Annotated in this window: 15 protein-coding genes and 1 tRNA gene; 12 read left to right on the top strand and 4 right to left on the bottom strand. The window is 58.6% G+C overall.

The window, feature by feature from the left end; all coding sequences use genetic code 11:
- The first annotated feature begins 18 nt into the window (after positions 1 to 18).
- A complete protein-coding gene (locus tag ACE3NW_RS09985; protein WP_374282943.1) occupies positions 19 to 1302 on the top strand; it encodes an O-acetylhomoserine aminocarboxypropyltransferase/cysteine synthase family protein in 1284 nt (427 codons plus the stop codon).
- A 246-nt stretch (positions 1303 to 1548) separates the two neighbouring features.
- Positions 1549 to 2007, top strand: coding sequence for a hypothetical protein (locus ACE3NW_RS09980; RefSeq protein WP_374282941.1), 459 nt, complete (start codon positions 1549 to 1551; stop codon positions 2005 to 2007).
- 97 nt (positions 2008 to 2104) lie between these two features.
- Here the strand turns inward: ACE3NW_RS09980 and ACE3NW_RS09975 are convergent, their stop codons facing one another.
- Positions 2105 to 3079: a glycosyltransferase gene (locus ACE3NW_RS09975; protein WP_374282939.1), complete on the bottom strand. Its 975-nt coding sequence runs from the start codon at positions 3077 to 3079 to the stop codon at positions 2105 to 2107.
- A 47-nt stretch (positions 3080 to 3126) separates the two neighbouring features.
- Entirely contained in the window at positions 3127 to 3825 is a 699-nt protein-coding gene (locus ACE3NW_RS09970) for a glutamine amidotransferase (RefSeq protein ID WP_374282937.1), read from the bottom strand.
- Positions 3826 to 4165: 340 nt separating this feature from the next.
- On the opposite strand from ACE3NW_RS09970, the gene ACE3NW_RS09965 reads away from it, so the two are divergent.
- From ACE3NW_RS09965 to der, 8 genes are all read left to right on the top strand, one after another.
- Positions 4166 to 4936 (top strand): DUF4198 domain-containing protein, encoded by a 771-nt coding sequence (locus ACE3NW_RS09965; RefSeq protein ID WP_374282935.1) that lies wholly within the window; start codon positions 4166 to 4168, stop codon positions 4934 to 4936.
- Positions 4937 to 5029: 93 nt separating this feature from the next.
- Positions 5030 to 5641, top strand: a complete 612-nt coding sequence (cbiM, locus tag ACE3NW_RS09960) for a cobalt transporter CbiM (RefSeq protein WP_374282933.1) — start codon at positions 5030 to 5032, stop codon at positions 5639 to 5641.
- A gap of 17 nt (positions 5642 to 5658) precedes the next feature.
- On the top strand, positions 5659 to 6384 hold the full coding sequence (locus tag ACE3NW_RS09955) for a cobalamin biosynthesis protein CbiL (protein ID WP_374282931.1): 726 nt from the start codon (positions 5659 to 5661) through the stop codon (positions 6382 to 6384).
- Positions 6385 to 6393: 9 nt separating this feature from the next.
- Entirely contained in the window at positions 6394 to 7155 is a 762-nt protein-coding gene (gene cbiQ, locus ACE3NW_RS09950) for a cobalt ECF transporter T component CbiQ (protein ID WP_374282928.1), read from the top strand.
- Positions 7148 to 7888, top strand: coding sequence for an energy-coupling factor ABC transporter ATP-binding protein (locus ACE3NW_RS09945; RefSeq protein WP_374282926.1), 741 nt, complete (start codon positions 7148 to 7150; stop codon positions 7886 to 7888). Before cbiQ ends, ACE3NW_RS09945 begins: the two co-directional genes overlap by 8 nt.
- 233 nt (positions 7889 to 8121) lie before the next feature.
- Positions 8122 to 9486, top strand: a complete 1365-nt coding sequence (locus tag ACE3NW_RS09940; protein WP_374282924.1) for a diguanylate cyclase domain-containing protein — start codon at positions 8122 to 8124, stop codon at positions 9484 to 9486.
- 77 nt (positions 9487 to 9563) lie between these two features.
- On the top strand, positions 9564 to 10736 hold the full coding sequence (locus ACE3NW_RS09935; RefSeq protein WP_374282922.1) for a pseudouridine synthase: 1173 nt from the start codon (positions 9564 to 9566) through the stop codon (positions 10734 to 10736).
- Positions 10737 to 10934: 198 nt separating this feature from the next.
- The gene (der, locus tag ACE3NW_RS09930; RefSeq protein WP_374282977.1) at positions 10935 to 12293 is read left to right on the top strand and encodes a ribosome biogenesis GTPase Der; all 1359 of its coding nucleotides are present in this window, start codon (positions 10935 to 10937) and stop codon (positions 12291 to 12293) included.
- Positions 12294 to 12419: 126 nt separating this feature from the next.
- Here the strand turns inward: der and ACE3NW_RS09925 are convergent.
- A tRNA-Sec gene (locus tag ACE3NW_RS09925) sits at positions 12420 to 12513 on the bottom strand.
- 352 nt (positions 12514 to 12865) lie between these two features.
- Between ACE3NW_RS09925 and ftsH the strand changes: the two genes are divergently transcribed.
- Together ftsH and folP are read left to right on the top strand one after the other, a co-directional pair.
- A complete protein-coding gene (ftsH, locus tag ACE3NW_RS09920; protein WP_374282975.1) occupies positions 12866 to 14815 on the top strand; it encodes an ATP-dependent zinc metalloprotease FtsH in 1950 nt (649 codons plus the stop codon).
- 61 nt (positions 14816 to 14876) lie between these two features.
- Positions 14877 to 15683, top strand: coding sequence for a dihydropteroate synthase (gene folP / locus ACE3NW_RS09915; protein ID WP_374282920.1), 807 nt, complete (start codon positions 14877 to 14879; stop codon positions 15681 to 15683).
- Between the two features lie 96 nt (positions 15684 to 15779).
- On the opposite strand, the gene ACE3NW_RS09910 is transcribed toward folP, so the two are convergent.
- Positions 15780 to 16124: a hypothetical protein gene (locus ACE3NW_RS09910; protein WP_374282918.1), complete on the bottom strand. Its 345-nt coding sequence runs from the start codon at positions 16122 to 16124 to the stop codon at positions 15780 to 15782.
- Between the last annotated feature and the right edge of the window lie 154 nt (positions 16125 to 16278).

Genomic DNA, 16278 nt, shown 5'->3' with positions numbered 1-16278 from the left:
CTGGATCAGGGGGCAGAAATGAGCGAAAAAAAGAAACCCCGTTTTGAGACCCTTCAGGTTCACGCGGGGCAGGAACAGCCGGATCAGGCCACAGGCGCGCGCGCCGTACCCATCTACCAGACCACATCCTTTGTTTTTGACGACTGTGCGCACGCTGAGGCCCGTTTTAACCTCAGCAACGCGGGCAACATATACAGCCGCCTCACCAACCCCACGCAGGATGCCCTTGAACAGCGTGTGGCCGCGCTCGAAGGCGGCGTGGCAGCTCTTGCCACAGCCAGCGGAGCGGCAGCCGTAAGCTACGCCCTGCAAAATCTTGCCAGCGCGGGCGACCATATTGTGGCAGAAAAAACCCTCTATGGCGGAACCTACAATCTTTTGGCGCACACGCTCAAGGCCTGGGGCATCGACACCACCTTTGTGGACCCCGACGAAGCCGGAGCCTTTGAACGCGCCATTACCCCGCGAACCAAGGCCATCTTTATCGAAACCCTTGGCAACCCGCACAGCAATATTGTGGATATCGAAGCCCTTGCGGCCCTGGCCCACAGCAACGGCATCCCCCTTGTTGTGGACAATACCTTTGCCACGCCCTGGCTGCTGCGGCCCATCGAACACGGTGCGGATATTGTGGTACACTCGGCCACCAAGTTTATGGGCGGGCACGGCACAACCCTTGGCGGCGTGATCGTTGACGGCGGCAGGTTTGACTGGGAGGCATCGGGCAAGTTTGCCCATCTGTGCGATCCAGACCCCAGCTACCACGGGCTGAGCTTTGCGCGTGCGGTGGGTGCTGCGGCCTTTGCAGTGCGGGCCAGAGCCATTCTGCTACGCGATCTTGGGGCCACACTGTCGCCCTTCAACGCCTTTATGCTCTTGCAGGGGCTGGAAACACTCTCGCTGCGGGTGGAACGGCACGTAAGCAACGCCCTGGCTGTGGTGCAATACCTTGCCGGACACCCCAGGGTTGAAAGGGTCAACCATCCCAGCCTGCCCACAAGCCCAAGCCATACGCTGTACAAACGCTACTTTCCCAAGGGCGGCGGCTCCATCTTTACCTTTGAGGTCAAGGGCGGCGCGGACGAGGCACGGGCCTTTATCGACAGATTGCAGGTATTCTCGCTGCTGGCCAACGTAGCCGATGCCAAGTCGCTGGTTATCCACCCCGCTTCCACCACGCATTCGCAGCTCACCGAGGCAGAACTGGCCGAAACGGGCATTCTGCCCAATACGGTCAGGCTCTCCATTGGCATTGAGCATGTGGACGACATTATTGAAGACCTTGCCCAGGCTCTTGGCTAGACAAGCTGCCTGCTGCCCTGCTGCCACGGTGCTGTCATGCTGTGGTGCTGTGGCCTGAATTTACGCGTCCTGCCGCCCAGTGTGGCAGGACGTTTTTTTCAGCCGGATTCGGACGGCTAAAAGACATTGTGTTTTCAGGGGCCATTGCATACAACTGGCTGATTGCGCGCACACTGCCCAATGCTGGCCTGATGCGGCCATTGGGGAATCCTGATCATGGGTGCGCCACCAAGCAGGAGAATTTTCATGTTCAGAAAACTCGCGATTTTTCTTTTTGTCATGCTCCTTGCTATCCCTGCCCTGGCAGACGACGTAAGCACCAAGTATATTTCTGTTGATCTGCCCGACAACTGGAAGGCCGTTATGCCCCCCACAGAAAATCAGGGCGTTACCACGGTTATCTTTACCAACGCTGCGGGCAACTCAACGGTAAATTTTGTTACCGGCCCCAACGGCGGCGCGGATCTTAAAACCGTGGCCGAAACCTTTGCCACGCAGTTCAAATCCCCCAAACCCCCGGTGGAAAAAGGCGGTCAGTTCACCTTTGCCTTTACGCAGCAGCAAACGCCTGGGCAATCGTGGGTGGCGGGAATGGGCGACATTTTTATGGTCACCACCATCACCGGCGACCGCAAGCTGGGCCTGGCCTTTATCAAGCGCTATGTAAAAAGCGCGGAATATGCCAACTTGCTGCCCAAATTCTGAGCACTCCGGGCCGCAAGGCCTGCCCCACATATCTGCAAAACAAACGGCCCGGCAGTATTCTGTCGGGCCGTTGGCGTATGTGGCAAAAAAATCGGTCTTAGTCGCCGCAGCCCTGCCCGCACGAACGCCAGATTCTTTTCATGCGCTGCACCACTACCTCGGAATATAGGTCGTTATTTCTGTTAGCAGCCTGAAGATTGTCCAGCAGTTCCTTGCTGCGCCGCAGGGCCACCTTGATGGGCTCGTAGGCAGGATCTTCTTCCAGCACCACGTTGTAGCCGTCCATGTCCTTGATGCGGTAGCGCAACGGAACCTTCCAGTTACGCGCACACATATTGTAAAGATAATAGTTCAGCAAAAACATTCCAACGCCGCCAGATTCATCCTTGAAAAGGCGGGCATGCTCTTCGCTTTTGTTGAGCTCTGTATCTTCATATTCCGAATTGTCAAAACTGCCGCAGTGTTCAAAGCAGTCATGCACATCATAGCAGTATTGTATTACCCCGGCGCACTCCAGCCGCGCACCGTAGTCGCCATCGTCAGCGCCGTACAGCCCGTAGTCTTCGCTCCAGTAACCAATATTGTCTGAAACGCTCTTGGGAATGATGGTGGCCCCCCCCGGCACATTCCCCCGGCAGATACCCAGTATGCCATCGGGCGTTTGCTGCGTGCCGGGGTCAGCCGTCAGCTTTTTCTGCTCAAAAGTCGGCCCGATGATGGAAACAGGTTCGCCATGTGCCCACAGCCTGAAAACATGGTCGAGCCAGATGGGCGTGGTGGCAACCATGTCGTTGTCAAGCTTCATGTAATAGGGGGCATCCACCGCGCGCCAGCCGATATTGCAGGCGCACGATATGCCCATGTTGCGAGGCAGCAGAAAGAGATTGTCGATGAGCCCGTCACTGTGCAGATTCACCAGCCGTTCACGCAGGTCGGGCGCGCTGCCGTTGTCTACCACCGTCACCACAAAAGGGATGCCGGGCGCTGTTTTGCGCAGGGCCAGCAGCGTTTTCTGGGTCAGGTGATACCTGTTGAAAACGGGAATGGTGATGTTCAGAATGGGGCCGCTCATCAGGGTTCTCCTGCCTTGCTCCTGCGTTCAGATACCGAAACCGGGGCTCAGCGCACCTCTTCGGCCAGCCAGCGCCGCATGAATGCCACACCGGCGCTGCGGGCGCGAGCGCCCAGAGTGCGGGCATCTTCACGTATGGCGCGCGGGTCAAACCCGTTTGCACCCAGCTCGCAGCAGTGCCCCACAAGCCATGTTTCCATCATGGCCGCGTCCATTTCGGCGTGGAACTGAAGGGCAAGCTGCCCTGGGCCGGGGCGAAACGCCTGGTGCGGCGTGATGGCGGTAGAGGCCAGCAGATCGCAGCCTCTTGGCAGATCAAATGTATCGCCGTGCCAGTGCAGCACGGGAGCAGACGTAAGCTCGGCCAGCGGGCCGCTGAGGCCTGCGGGTGTCAGGTCAACCTGTCCCCAGCCAATTTCCTTGGCAGTGCCGGGATATACGGCGGCATCAAGCGCGCTGGCCATAAGCTGCGCACCAAGGCAGATACCCAGCAGGGGCCGCCCCGATGCAAGCCGCCCTGCCACCAGGGCCTTTTCTTCGGCAAGAAAGGGATACAGATCGTCCTGGTACACGCCAATGGGGCCGCCCAGAACCACGGCAAGGTCTGCGTCCTTCCACAGTTCTGGTTCCAGGGGAACTACGCCAGCCTGCACATAACTGATGGCAAACCCTGCTTCTTCAATGGGTTGCACAAAAACACCCAGATTTTCAAAAGCCACATGCTGAATAGCTACGCAACGCTTCATACTGCCTCCCGATCATAAATGCAGGTACACAGGCCGCCCAAACCGCAGCAAGGCGGGCAGGCCCTGCGCCCGTCCAATGGCGGGCATTCTGAACGCCGGGGGGAAACGGTGTGCGCTCAGCAAGCCAGGGATAAAACATGCAGCCCGGCCAATTGCTCGGCGGCATGGTCAGGGCTGCAATCTAATATCCCCATGTTACGCAGCTTGAAGGTGAAGCGCAAGAATGCAAAGGGGGTTGGCAAAAACACCTTGCTACTTTTTATTTTTTTTTGTTACTAAAGATTCAGCCACGTCATGACACTGCGGCAGCCCCCTCCACCTCAACAACAGGAAACCTTCTATGTGGAAAACTTGCTGCGCCAGCCTTGCCCTGCTGCTTTTGCTGGGAACCCAGGCCCATGCACATTTTGGCATGGTTATTCCTTCTACCCCTACGGTTACGGACAAGAAGGATGCCAATGTGCAACTGGAAATAGCCTTCATACACCCCATGGAAATGCAGGGCATGGACATGGCCGCTCCCACTGCCGCCACTGTCACCCATGACGGCAAGACCGAAGACCTCAAGGCGACCCTCAAGCCCGCCACAGTATTGGGCCATAAGGCGTGGCAAACCGCATTCGGCATCAAAAAGCCCGGCGTGTACCAGTTTGCCGTAGAGCCTGCCCCCTATTTTGAACCGGCGGAAGACAAGTTTATCATCCACTACACCAAGACTGTTGTTGCCGCCTTTGGTGAAGAAGAAGGCTGGGATGCCCCCCTGGGCCTGAAAACGGAAATCGTGCCGCTCACCCGCCCCTTTGCCAACTACACCGGCAATGTTTTTCGCGGACGTGTGATGCTTGACGGCAAGCCTGTTCCCGGTGCGGAAGTGGAAGTGGAATGCTACAACAAGGGTAAGGCCCACACCGCCCCCAACGACTTTTTTGTTACCCAGGTTGTAAAGGCCGATGAAAACGGCGTATTCTCCTACGGTATTCCCTGGGCTGGCTGGTGGGGCTTTGCGGCCCTGAACACCGCCGCTGAAAAAATGGAATACAAGGGTGAAGCCAAGGAAGTGGAACTGGGCGCAGTGATGTGGGTGAATTTTGCCGCTCCCAAGACCAAGTAGTTAAACGCCAAGTATGGATGCGGCTGGCCGAACCGGAAACTGCCCCCTTCCGGTTCGGCTCTGGCCTGCCCCAGACCAAATAAAGGACTGACCATGCATATTGCCGAAGGCGTTCTCTCACCCGCCGTACTGGCCACAGGATACGCCCTTACCGCCGCCGGAACGGCTCTGGGCCTGAAAAAACTTGACTACGACCGGCTTATGACGGTGGCCATTCTGGCCGCTGTTTTTTTTGTGGGTTCGCTTATCCATGTGCCCATCGGCCTCACCAGCGCGCACCTGATTCTCAATGGACTGCTGGGCGTTTTACTGGGCTGGGCGGCCTTTCCCGCCATATTGGTGGCGCTGGCCTTGCAGGCGCTTCTTTTTCAGTTTGGCGGCCTTGTGGTATTGGGCGTCAACACCTTTACCATGGCTTTTTCTGGGGTTTTGGCGGGCTATGTGTACTGCGGCCTGAGCCGTGTGTGGCCCAGCCCCACAGGGCAAAAAATTGCCGCCTTCTGCGGCGGTGCGCTGGGTGTTATGGGGGCGGGCCTGCTCACGGCTGTGGCCCTGGCCTTTAGCGAAGAGGGTTTTGCCACAGCAGCCCGCCTGCTGTTTCTGGCACATCTGCCCATCATGCTGGCCGAGGGGCTTATCACAATGATCACCGTGGGCTTCATAGCCAGGGTGCGCCCCGAAATGCTGCGCCTCACAACAGCCTGATACCGCAAGGAGCATCCATGTTGTCCAATCACAAATCCCTGACGGCCAACGCTGCATGGCTGGCTGTTGTACCGCTGGTGCTTGCGGCCTTTATTATGGGAACAGCCGCCAGCGCCCTTGCCCACAGGGTAAATATTTTTGCGTGGACAGAAGGCGATCATGTTGTGGCCGAATGTGGCTTTAACGGCGGCAACAAGGTCAAGCAGGGTCAGGTGGTGGTTTTTGACGCCGCCACAGGCACTAAACTTGTTGAAGGCCTTACGGACGATCAGGGCGTGTACCGCTTTTCCGTGTCTGCCGCTGGCAAGGCCCACGGCGTGCGCATAGTCATCAAGGCTGGCGAAGGCCACCAGAACGAATGGACCGTGGACGCCGCAGAACTGGCCTCTGTTCAGCCTGCTGCCCCGGCTTCCGCCGCATCACCTACCGCATCATCCGCCGCATCATCCGCTCTGGCTCCGGCTGCGGTGGCTGCGGGCACTGCCCCTGCCGCAAATTCCGGCCCGCAGGCCCAACCAAATCCAAAAGCAGAAAAAACCTCGCCGCAACCGGCGGCAAACATCAGCGCCGCTGAGCTGCAAAACATTGTCAACGCGGCTCTGGATGTGAAACTCGGCCCCATCCGCAGGGAACTGGCCGAAATGCGCGTGGCCCGTCCCGGTTTTTCTGAAATCTTTGGCGGCATCGGCTGGCTGGTGGGGCTGGCGGGCATTGCTCTTTACTTCAAGGGGCGTCGGGGGTAAAGGCTGGGAGTGTTTGACCAGCCCTTTGTACGCCCTTCGCTCATACAGCGTATCGACCCCCGCTTTCGCATGGCCTGCGCGGGGGCCTTTGCTCTGTGTGTTTCGTTGCTGCACAGCTTGCCGGCCTGTGGTCTTGGTCTTGCCCTTGGCGTGATGCTGCTGGCCGCAGCCAAACCGCCCTTGCGCCCACTGTGCCAACGCCTGGGGGCCATCAATATTTTTGTGCTTTTTTTGTGGTGTGTTACCCCATTGACGACACCCGGAACCCCGCTGGCACAGTGGGGATTTTTTGTGGTCAGTGAGCAGGGTGTGCATCTGGCCCTGCTGGTGAGCATAAAATCCAATGCCATTGCCTGCGCCTTTCTGGCGCTGGTTGCCAGCATGAACGCCCCTACCGCCGGGCATGCTCTTGAAAGACTGCACTGCCCGCCAAAGCTTGTTTTTCTTTTTCTTTTTACTGCCCGTTACGTGCATGTGATTGCCCAGGAATGGCGCACCCTGCTTGTGGCCGCCCGCCTGCGCGGATTTCGCTCGCGCACCAACATGCACACCTACCGCACCCTTGCGTCACTGCTGGGGCTGTTGCTTGTGCGCAGCTACGAGCGTTCGTTACGCGTGCGCGAGGCAATGCTTTTACGCGGCTTTTCCGGCCACTTCAGATCGGTTTCGTCTTTTCGCGCGCACGCGGGCGACTATTTTTTTGCGCTGGGCCTGCTGCTGTGCATGGCGAGTATAATTGCGGTTGAATGCCTGGGGGTTCCCAATGTCTGAGCATCACACTACGGCCATTTTCAGTCTCAAGGGAATCAGCTTTGGCTATGGCCAAAATGACAGCATGCGTCCCGTGCTGCACGATGTGGATTTTTCACTGCACCCAGGCCAGCGCATAGGCCTGTATGGCCCCAACGGCAGCGGCAAAACCACCCTTTTCAGATGTATCACGGGGCTGGCCCGCCCCCAGAGCGGTCAGGTGCTGTTTCACGGTTTGCCGCTCAACTCCGAAAACGACTTTTACGCCCTGCGCTGCAAGGTGGGCTTTGTGCTGCAACACGCCGAAGACCAGCTGTTTTTCCCCACCGTGCTGGAAGATGTGGCCTTTGGCCCCTTGAATCTTGGCCTTGCCGCCGACGAAGCCAGGGAGCGCGCCGTTGCGACACTGCGCGACCTGGGGCTTGCAGGTTTTGAAGACCGCCTTACCCACCGCCTCTCTGGCGGCGAAAAAAAACTGGTTTCCCTTGCGGCTGTCATGGCCATGCAACCCGAAGCCCTGCTGCTTGACGAACCCACCAACGGGCTCGACAACGATGCCCGCCAGCGCATAATCGACATTTTGAGCAGTCTGGACACTGCACGTATAACAATCTCTCATGACTGGGATTTTTTGGCACAAACCTCTACCCAGTACCTCACCATTGCCCACAACCACCTTCACAGTTGCGCCCCTTCGTTTGCGCACGCCCACATGCACGCCCACCCATTGGGCAACGAACCCCACGAGCATTGATGCCCTATTGCGGCACTGCCGCCACAAGGCGGCATCGACTTGCCGATCTGTCTTGTCCGCCATTGCCAAATGCCACTCTGGCAGCACCATTCCTGCTGATTATCCCCTTACATATATAAATTCTTACTAGCAATTTTTCCTGAGCAAGAGTACTCTCGCCAGCAACGGTTTAACCACGTCACATTTACCTTTTCTGTGGGCAAGCCATAAATCCTGGTTTTCCAAGGATTGTCATGCGAATACTCCCATTTTCTCCGCATCAGCCAATTATCGAGATGGACACCAACGATGCCGTATGGGAATGGCGCGTTATTTCCGACACCTTGTGCATAAGCCGTGGCGCGCAACGCATGCTCGGCGTGGAAACAAAGGCTCCCGAAAGCATGGCTGCCCTTCTTTCTGCATGCCACGAAGATAAAAGGGAGCTGCTGCAACAATCTCTGCAAACATTTGTTGAGGGCCATATTGGGGCACATGTGGAATTGTGCTTTCCTGTCAATGGCATACTGGCCCGCACCCAGCTTGTAACGCTCACGCGCGACCTTCAGGGCCGGGCAGAGCGCATCGTCGGCTGTATCAGCGCCATCGACAGGCAGTCACCCGGCCTTTTGCCTTCTGCGCGGTTTTCCATACAGCAGGCATCAACATCGCACATGGCGCAAGACCATGCCCGGCTCATGCTGGCGCTCAACGCATCGGGCGATGGCCTGTGGGACTGGGATGCGCGTACCAACTCTGTGTACTACAGCCCGCGCTACATCGAAATGCTGGGCTATACGGCCGAAACCTTTCCGGCAAGATTGAGCTCGTGGGAAGAAAAAATCCATCCCGATGATTACGTTCATGTTGTTCCCATGCAAAAGGATATCATCGCCTCGCCAGAGCACGGCGATACCTTTGAATGCACCTACCGCATGCGTAGGGCTGACGGCACATGGGCGTGGATTCTTGGCCGGGGCAACGTAACCCAGCGCAATGCCGATGGGCAGGCCACCAGAGTTGTTGGGCTGCACACAGACATCAGCGCCAGTCAGGCTGACAGGGCGCATCTGGAAGACCTGGTGCGCAACGACCCACTCACCGGGCTGCGCAGCCGCACCTTTTTTACCATGACCGTGGACGATCTGGAGCAGCAGGCAGTGCGCCCTGTGGGGGTGATTGCGGCGGATGTGAACGGGCTCAAGATGATCAACGACCATCTGGGGCACGAAGAAGGCAATTCCGTACTCTGTCAGGCGGCCCTGCTGCTGCGCGGCGGGCTTGATTCTGCGGCCTGCGTGGCACGCATGAGCGGTGATGAATACGCTGTGCTTCTGCCCGGTTGCAACATGCAGGCAGTGGCCGAAATCATGTACTCGCTGCTGCAACGCTTTGAACGGCACAACGAGGGCCATACCCGCCCGCCGGTGCTGCTCGCCATGGGTTCGGCCTGTGCCGAAACCATGCAGACAACCATTGCCAGCGCCATTGTTGAAGCCGACAGATCCATGCTGCGCCACAAGCTTACAACAAGGTCGGAAACGCGCCAGCTCATCAAACGCTGGATAGAAAGCCACACAAATTCCAGGGTTTCTCTCAACGACTGCCGCTATCGGTAACCACCATTGTGCAGCAAGGCGGCACTGCACCAGTTTGTGCTCTTGACGCAAGGCGGGCTTTACGCCACAGTATCCGCATGTCGGAAGATAACCCTCCCCCTACGCAGGCCCAGGGCTCTGCCATAGGTTCGGGCGCGCAATCGCTGCCAGAACAACCCATGGTGCAAGAGACCGAAAGCGGCCAAAAGTTGTTACAGTTCCTGCAAAGGCGGCTGAACCTGCCACCCACCCTGCTGCACCGCTGGGTGCGTACAGGTCAGGTGCGCATTAATGGCAGCCGGTGCAAACCCTTTGCGCGCGTCCAGACCGGCGATATTGTTCGCCTGCCTCCTTTTGCCTTTAAAATGGCAGAAGAAAGCAGCGCAACTGCCGGGCCCGATGAACCGACGGATTTCGAATCCGGCGCTCGCAAGGCCGATTCGCCGCCATTGCCCCCCATGATCGGTACAGATGGCTACCTGTGGGCTTTCAACAAGCCGGCAGGCCTGCCCACCCACCCTGGCACGGGGCACGACGACAGCCTCAGCTCGCGCCTGGCCGCATATTTTACAGACGCACCCTTCAAGCCAGTGCCCGTTCACCGGCTGGACAAGGAAACCTCTGGCGTTTTGCTGGTGGCCGCCTCGTATGAAGCCTTGAACAAGGCTCAGGACGCCCTGCGCTCTGGAACCATGTCCAAGGAATATGTGGTGTGGGTTCAGGGCAGTTGGCCCTATGCCGAAACCCAGCTGTTGCGCCATTTTTTGCGCAAGGATTCTGCCCAGGGTTATGAAAAGGTGCGCCCCGCAGCGCCCGGCGAGGCCGACAGCCGCGAGGCCCTCTGTATTGTGCGCCCCCTGCGCGTGGGCGCGCGCCAAAGCCTGCTGCTTGTGCGCCTGCTCACAGGCCGAACACACCAGATTCGTGTGCAGCTGGCGGCCATGGGGCATCCTGTGGTGGGCGATTCCAAATACGGCAGCGCACCGCGTCGGCACGTGCCGCGTGGGGGCAGCTCCCTTCCCGCACCCGCCCGCATGGGCGACGCGGACAAGGCAAAACTGCTGCCAGCCGAAAGCCTTTTGCTGCACGCCCTGCGCATAACCATGCCCTGTGGCCGTGTTTTTTCGTGCCTGCCTGAATGGGCGGGCGAACACGCCCTTGAGCAGATGCCCGACCCAGTGGCAACGGCGGAAACCCCGGAACATGGGGGCGGCTGTGGGGCCTTCCCTTTAACAGAACAAAGTGCTACAAATAAATTTTTACGCCAGTAATGCCGTCATAAACCCAAACTGTCACTGGCCGCCGGGGCATGTTGCCCGGCAATGCAGCCAGGCGCCGCAGCACGCAGCGCTCTAACTCAAGCCTGCTTCTTGTCGTAGCGCATAACACTGTGACGGCGCACTCCACTTCACGCACGCAATCATGCCTGGCATGGGCCAGGCGCACACTAAGGTATTCTCATGGCAGATATATTGCCCCGCGTCATTCTGGTGGGCCGCCCCAATGTGGGCAAATCCACCCTGTTCAACAGGCTTATTCGCAGCAATCGGGCCATCACCCATGACCGCCCCGGCGTTACCCGCGACCGCATGGACGGTGTGGTGCGCCGCAAGGACACCCCCGTTTTCGGCATAGTGGATACGGGCGGCATCACCCTTGATTCCCATGCCGCCGTGGTCGAAGGCCCCGAAGGTATCCGTGGTTTTGAGCGCGATATCCTTGCGCAAACCGAAGCAGCGCTGGTTGGTGCCGCCGCTGTGGCCTTTGTGGTAGATGGCCGCGATGGTCTGCTGCCCCTCGACGAGCACCTTGCCGCCCATGTGCGCCGCAAGGGCCTGCCCACCATCTGCGTGGTCAACAAGGTAGACGGCATAGAGCGCGAAGACGAGCACATGGCCGAATTCCACGTTCTGGGCTTTCCAGTGCTGGCAATTTCGTCCGAGCACGGGCACAACATCAACGCTCTGGTCGAAGAACTGGTGGCCCTGCTGCCAGAGGACACCTCCAGCGAACCGCCCGCGCCGCCCACCCTCAAGCTGGCCATGCTTGGCCGCCCCAATGCGGGCAAGTCTTCGCTCATCAATGCCATTTCCCGTTCGGACCGCATGATTGTTTCCGACGTGGCGGGAACAACGCGTGACAGCGTTGACGTGCGCTTCAACCGCGACGGGCGCGACTACGTTTTTGTGGATACCGCAGGCATTCGCCGCCGCACCAAGATCACCGACAGCGTGGAAAAATACTCGGTCAACTCGGCCATCAAATCGAGCACCAAGGCCGATGTCACCCTGCTAACCCTCGACGCCGCCGAAGGCGTGAGCCAGCAGGACAAACGCCTTATGGACATGCTCAACACGCGCAAGACACCCTTTATGGTGCTGATCAACAAATGCGATCTGGCCCCCCGCGATTCGCTGGACAGGCTCAAAAAGAATGTGGCCGAAATGCTGGCTTTTTGCCCGCACGTGCCCATCATCAACGTTTCGGCCCTCAAGGGCACGGGCCTGAAAAAAATTCTGCCCCTGGCAACGCAGATTCACGAAGAATGCAGCGTGCGCATTTCTACCGGCAAGCTCAACCGCGCCATGGAAGAAGTGCTGGAAAAACACCAGCCGCCGGTGGTCAAGCGCGTGCGCGCCAAATTTTTCTACCTCACCCAGGCAGAAACCGCGCCGCCAACCTTTGTGTGCTTTGTCAGCGACGCAGACCGCGTGCCCGAAAGCTATACCCGCTATCTTGAACGCGCCCTGCGCAAGATATTTGGCATCACGCACGCACCCATGCGGCTGCACCTTCGCTCTAGCCACAAAAAGAAATCAGACAAATAATTCTGCCACGGGGCCAGCTGCAACAGGCTGGCCCCACGCGCACCCGGCGGCAGAAACAGAAAAACCCCGGCAAAACCGGGGTAAAAATCGCAAGCCGAGCTCGGCAAGACGAAACAAAAACTTTATTGGCGGAGACGTATAGGGGTCGAACCTACCACAGACCGCAAGGCCTGCCACCGGTTTTGAAGACCGGGCGCCACACCGGTGACGAAACGTCTCCGCATGGGCGCACCATAGGGCAAAAGGTCTTTGCCCGCAAGGGGGCGCATGCACCAGCGGGCTTGGGCATGCAGCAGCCTGAAATAGAAGTTTGCGCCAAAGCGCCACGCCGCGTTCGCACTCTTGTGAAGTATTTTATCCATTGCCAATATTGTTTTGTGCATTATAATCAACAAGACAGGCTCGGTTGCAAAGCCTGCTGCACAGGGCGCAAATGCCTACGAACATTTGACACCGCCCGTGTGCAGGTAGTAATTTGGTAACCGTGCTGGCCATATATAAGGCCTGGCCGTGCGCCCCCGCGCGCGGAAAACGTAACGGAGGCAGTGTTGAATCAGATAAGTCGCAACCTGATGCTGTGGGCGATAATCGTCCTGGCGATGGTCATGCTCTTCAATATGTTCCAGCAGCCGCAGGGGATAACCCAGCGGGTGCCCTATTCGGACTTTCTCAGTCAGGTGGACAACGGCCAGCTCTTGTCTGTCACCATACAGGGCCACACCCTTACCGGCAGAACCTCTGACGGCAAGATGGTGCAGTCGTATGCCCCGCAGGATCTCGGCCTGGTTAACCGCCTTATTGAAAAAAAGGTCGAAGTAAAAGCTGAACCGCCGGAAGAGCAGCCCTGGTACATGACCCTGCTTGTCTCGTGGTTTCCCATGCTGCTGCTTGTGGGCGTGTGGATTTTCTTTATGCGCCAGATGCAGGGCGGCGGCGGCAAGGCCATGAGCTTTGGCCGTTCGCGTGCGCGCCTGCTCAATCAGGACAGCGCCCGCGTTACCTTTGCCGATGTGGCCGGTGTTGACGAAGCCAAGGACGAACTTTCGGAAGTGGTGGAATTTCTTTCCAACCCCAAAAAGTTCACCCGCCTTGGTGGCCGCATTCCCAAGGGCGTACTGCTTGTGGGCCCTCCCGGTACAGGTAAAACCCTGCTGGCACGCGCAGTTGCTGGCGAGGCCGGGGTTCCTTTCTTCTCCATTTCTGGCTCTGACTTTGTTGAAATGTTTGTGGGCGTGGGCGCCTCGCGCGTGCGCGACCTTTTTGTGCAGGGCAAAAAAAATGCTCCCTGCCTGATATTTATTGACGAAATTGACGCCGTGGGCCGCCAGCGTGGTGCTGGCCTTGGCGGCGGGCACGATGAACGCGAGCAGACCCTTAACCAGCTGCTGGTGGAAATGGACGGTTTTGAAAGCAACGAGGGCGTTATCCTCATTGCCGCCACCAACCGCCCCGATGTGCTCGACCCCGCCCTGCTGCGTCCTGGCCGCTTTGACCGTCAGGTTATGGTTCCCACGCCCGATCTGCGTGGCCGCCGCCGCATTCTTGAGGTACACACCAAACGCACGCCCCTGGCTGGCGATGTTGACCTCGAAACCCTTGCGCGTGGCACACCGGGCTTTTCGGGCGCTGATCTGGAAAACCTGGTCAACGAAGCTGCCCTTCAGGCTGCCAAGCTCAATCAGGACCGCCTGGACATGCACGATTTCGAGTATGCCAAGGACAAGGTTCTCATGGGCCGCGAACGCCGCAGCCTTATTCTTTCCGAAGAAGAAAAGCGCATCACCGCGTACCACGAGGGCGGCCACGCTCTTGCGGCCCGCCTGCTGCCCGGCTCTGACCCGGTTCACAAGGTCACCATCATCCCGCGTGGCCGCGCCCTGGGCGTGACCATGCAGCTGCCCGAAGAAGACCGCCACGGCTACTCGCGCACCTTCTTGCGCAACAATCTGGTGGTGCTGCTTGGTGGCCGCGTGGCTGAAGAAATCATTTTTGACGATATCACCACCGGTGCCTCCAACGATATTGAACGCGTCACCCGCATGGCCCGCAAGATGGTCTGCGAATGGGGCATGAGCGAAGCCGTGGGCACGCTTGCCATTGGCGAAACCGGCGAAGAAGTGTTTATCGGCCGCGAATGGGTGCAGAACAAAAACTTCAGCGAAGACACGGCCCGGCTGGTTGATTCTGAAGTCAAGCGCATAGTGGAAGAAGCCCACAGCCGCTGCCGCAAGCTGCTTGAAGAAAACCTTGATGCCCTGCACCGCATTGCCCAGGCCTTGCTTGACCGCGAAACCATCACGGGCGACGACCTTGAGCTGCTCATGGACAACAAGGAACTGCCGCCTCTCGACAACAACGGCAAACCGGCAGCCCCCACCAAGGGCAAACCCGCCAAGCCCTCGGCAGAATTTGTCATCGAACCTGACAATAACGCCCAGAGCGCGGAACCAAAAGCCAGCACCACCAGCACTGGCGCAACGGATGACAAGGCTGACACCAGCCGTAACGAAAATGACCGATAGCATTCGCCAATCCGCTTCTAGCACAAGCGCAGACTGGCATATTCTTGGGGGGCGGGCGTTAATGACGCCCTCCCCCTTTGGCGTCATGGGCATTGTCAACCTGACACCCGATTCATTCTATGACGGCGGCCAGCACGACAGCCCGGCCCCAGGCATCAGGCATGCTCTCGCCCTGCGCGATCAGGGGGCCGACATTCTTGATCTGGGCGCTGAATCGTCTCGCCCAGGCGCGGCTGAGCTCTCACCCGGTCAGGAAACACAACGCCTGCTGCCGGTTTTGGCTGGCCTGCGGCGCGTGGCACCTGCGGCGGTCGTTTCCGTGGATACGTACCATGCCGAAACAGCGGCAGCCGTGCTGCAAATGGGCGTATCCATCATCAACGATATTTCTGCCTGTGCCTTTGATCCGGCCCTGCTGGACGTACTGGTGCAGTACAAACCCGGCTATGTGCTCATGCACAGCCAGGGCCGCCCCAAGACCATGCAGCACAACCCCAGCTACGCCGACGTGCGCCGCGAGGTGCGGGAATTTTTTGAACGCGAAATGTCGCGCCTTGTGCGCGCTGGCCTGCCAGAAAACCGCATTGTGCTTGATCCGGGCATCGGCTTTGGCAAGACGCTTGAGCACAACCTTGCCCTGCTGGCGCATCCCGAAGACTGGCTTGAGTTCGGGCGGCCTGTGCTTATGGCGCTTTCGATGAAATCTGTCTTTGGCGGGCTGCTCGGCCTGCCGCCGCAACAGCGCGGGCTTGCCACGGCCACAGCCACGGCCATGCTGCGCAGTAAGGGTGTTTACTGGCACAGGGTACATGATGTGGCCGCAGCCCGTCAGGCAATGACTGTTGCCCTGGCTCTTGAGGCCCACTGATCAAAAACCTTTTTTAACCGCGAGCATGCCGGTATGGTGCGATTTTTAACAACTCGCCCTTTCCTTGGAGTCCTGCTTGTTACGCTGACGGTAAACTTACTGCTCACATGGGTTTTGGTCGATCGCGGGCAGCAGGTTGACCGCATAAAGCTGGAGAGCATTGCCCGCTCGCAGCGCGATAATCTGCACAATGAACTGCTGCGCCTTGTTTTCAAAATAGAAACTCTCAGTGCGCTGGTTGTAGATGCGGATGGCCGGATTGAAGAATTTGAGCGGGTAGCGGCTGCCCTGCGTGACGACAACACCATTCAGGCTTTTGCTCTGGCCCCCGGCGGCATCATCAGCACGGTGTATCCTTGCAACCCGGCCAACAATGAGCTTCTGGGCCAGAATATGCTGACAGGCGGCCTGGGCTGCAATGAATCCATGGCAGCCCGCCACACATCGCGGCTCACACTTACGGGCCCGATTGAGTTGCCTTGCGGCTGCACGGCGCTTGTGGGGCGGCTTTCACTCTATCTCAACGATTCCCAGGGACACGCCCGATACTGGGGCACTGCCGCCATTTTTTTACGGTTTCCTGATGTGCTGACAG

The sequence above is a fragment of the Desulfovibrio sp. genome (assembly GCF_041907885.1).
Taxonomy (GTDB): Bacteria; Desulfobacterota; Desulfovibrionia; order Desulfovibrionales; family Desulfovibrionaceae; genus Desulfovibrio.
Note: the sequence above shows the minus strand (reverse complement) of the source record. Positions and strands in the feature narration are given on the sequence as shown.

Coding starts and splice junctions, on each gene's coding strand:
- ACE3NW_RS09985 (WP_374282943.1), top strand. CDS start 19: ATGAGCGAAAAAAAGAAACCCCGTTTTGAGACCCTTCAGGTTCACGCG.
- ACE3NW_RS09980 (WP_374282941.1), top strand. CDS start 1,549: ATGTTCAGAAAACTCGCGATTTTTCTTTTTGTCATGCTCCTTGCTATC.
- ACE3NW_RS09975 (WP_374282939.1), bottom strand. CDS start 3,079: ATGAGCGGCCCCATTCTGAACATCACCATTCCCGTTTTCAACAGGTAT.
- ACE3NW_RS09970 (WP_374282937.1), bottom strand. CDS start 3,825: ATGAAGCGTTGCGTAGCTATTCAGCATGTGGCTTTTGAAAATCTGGGT.
- ACE3NW_RS09965 (WP_374282935.1), top strand. CDS start 4,166: ATGTGGAAAACTTGCTGCGCCAGCCTTGCCCTGCTGCTTTTGCTGGGA.
- cbiM (WP_374282933.1), top strand. CDS start 5,030: ATGCATATTGCCGAAGGCGTTCTCTCACCCGCCGTACTGGCCACAGGA.
- ACE3NW_RS09955 (WP_374282931.1), top strand. CDS start 5,659: ATGTTGTCCAATCACAAATCCCTGACGGCCAACGCTGCATGGCTGGCT.
- ACE3NW_RS09945 (WP_374282926.1), top strand. CDS start 7,148: ATGTCTGAGCATCACACTACGGCCATTTTCAGTCTCAAGGGAATCAGC.
- ACE3NW_RS09940 (WP_374282924.1), top strand. CDS start 8,122: ATGCGAATACTCCCATTTTCTCCGCATCAGCCAATTATCGAGATGGAC.
- ACE3NW_RS09935 (WP_374282922.1), top strand. CDS start 9,564: ATGTCGGAAGATAACCCTCCCCCTACGCAGGCCCAGGGCTCTGCCATA.
- ftsH (WP_374282975.1), top strand. CDS start 12,866: ATGCTGTGGGCGATAATCGTCCTGGCGATGGTCATGCTCTTCAATATG.
- folP (WP_374282920.1), top strand. CDS start 14,877: ATGACGCCCTCCCCCTTTGGCGTCATGGGCATTGTCAACCTGACACCC.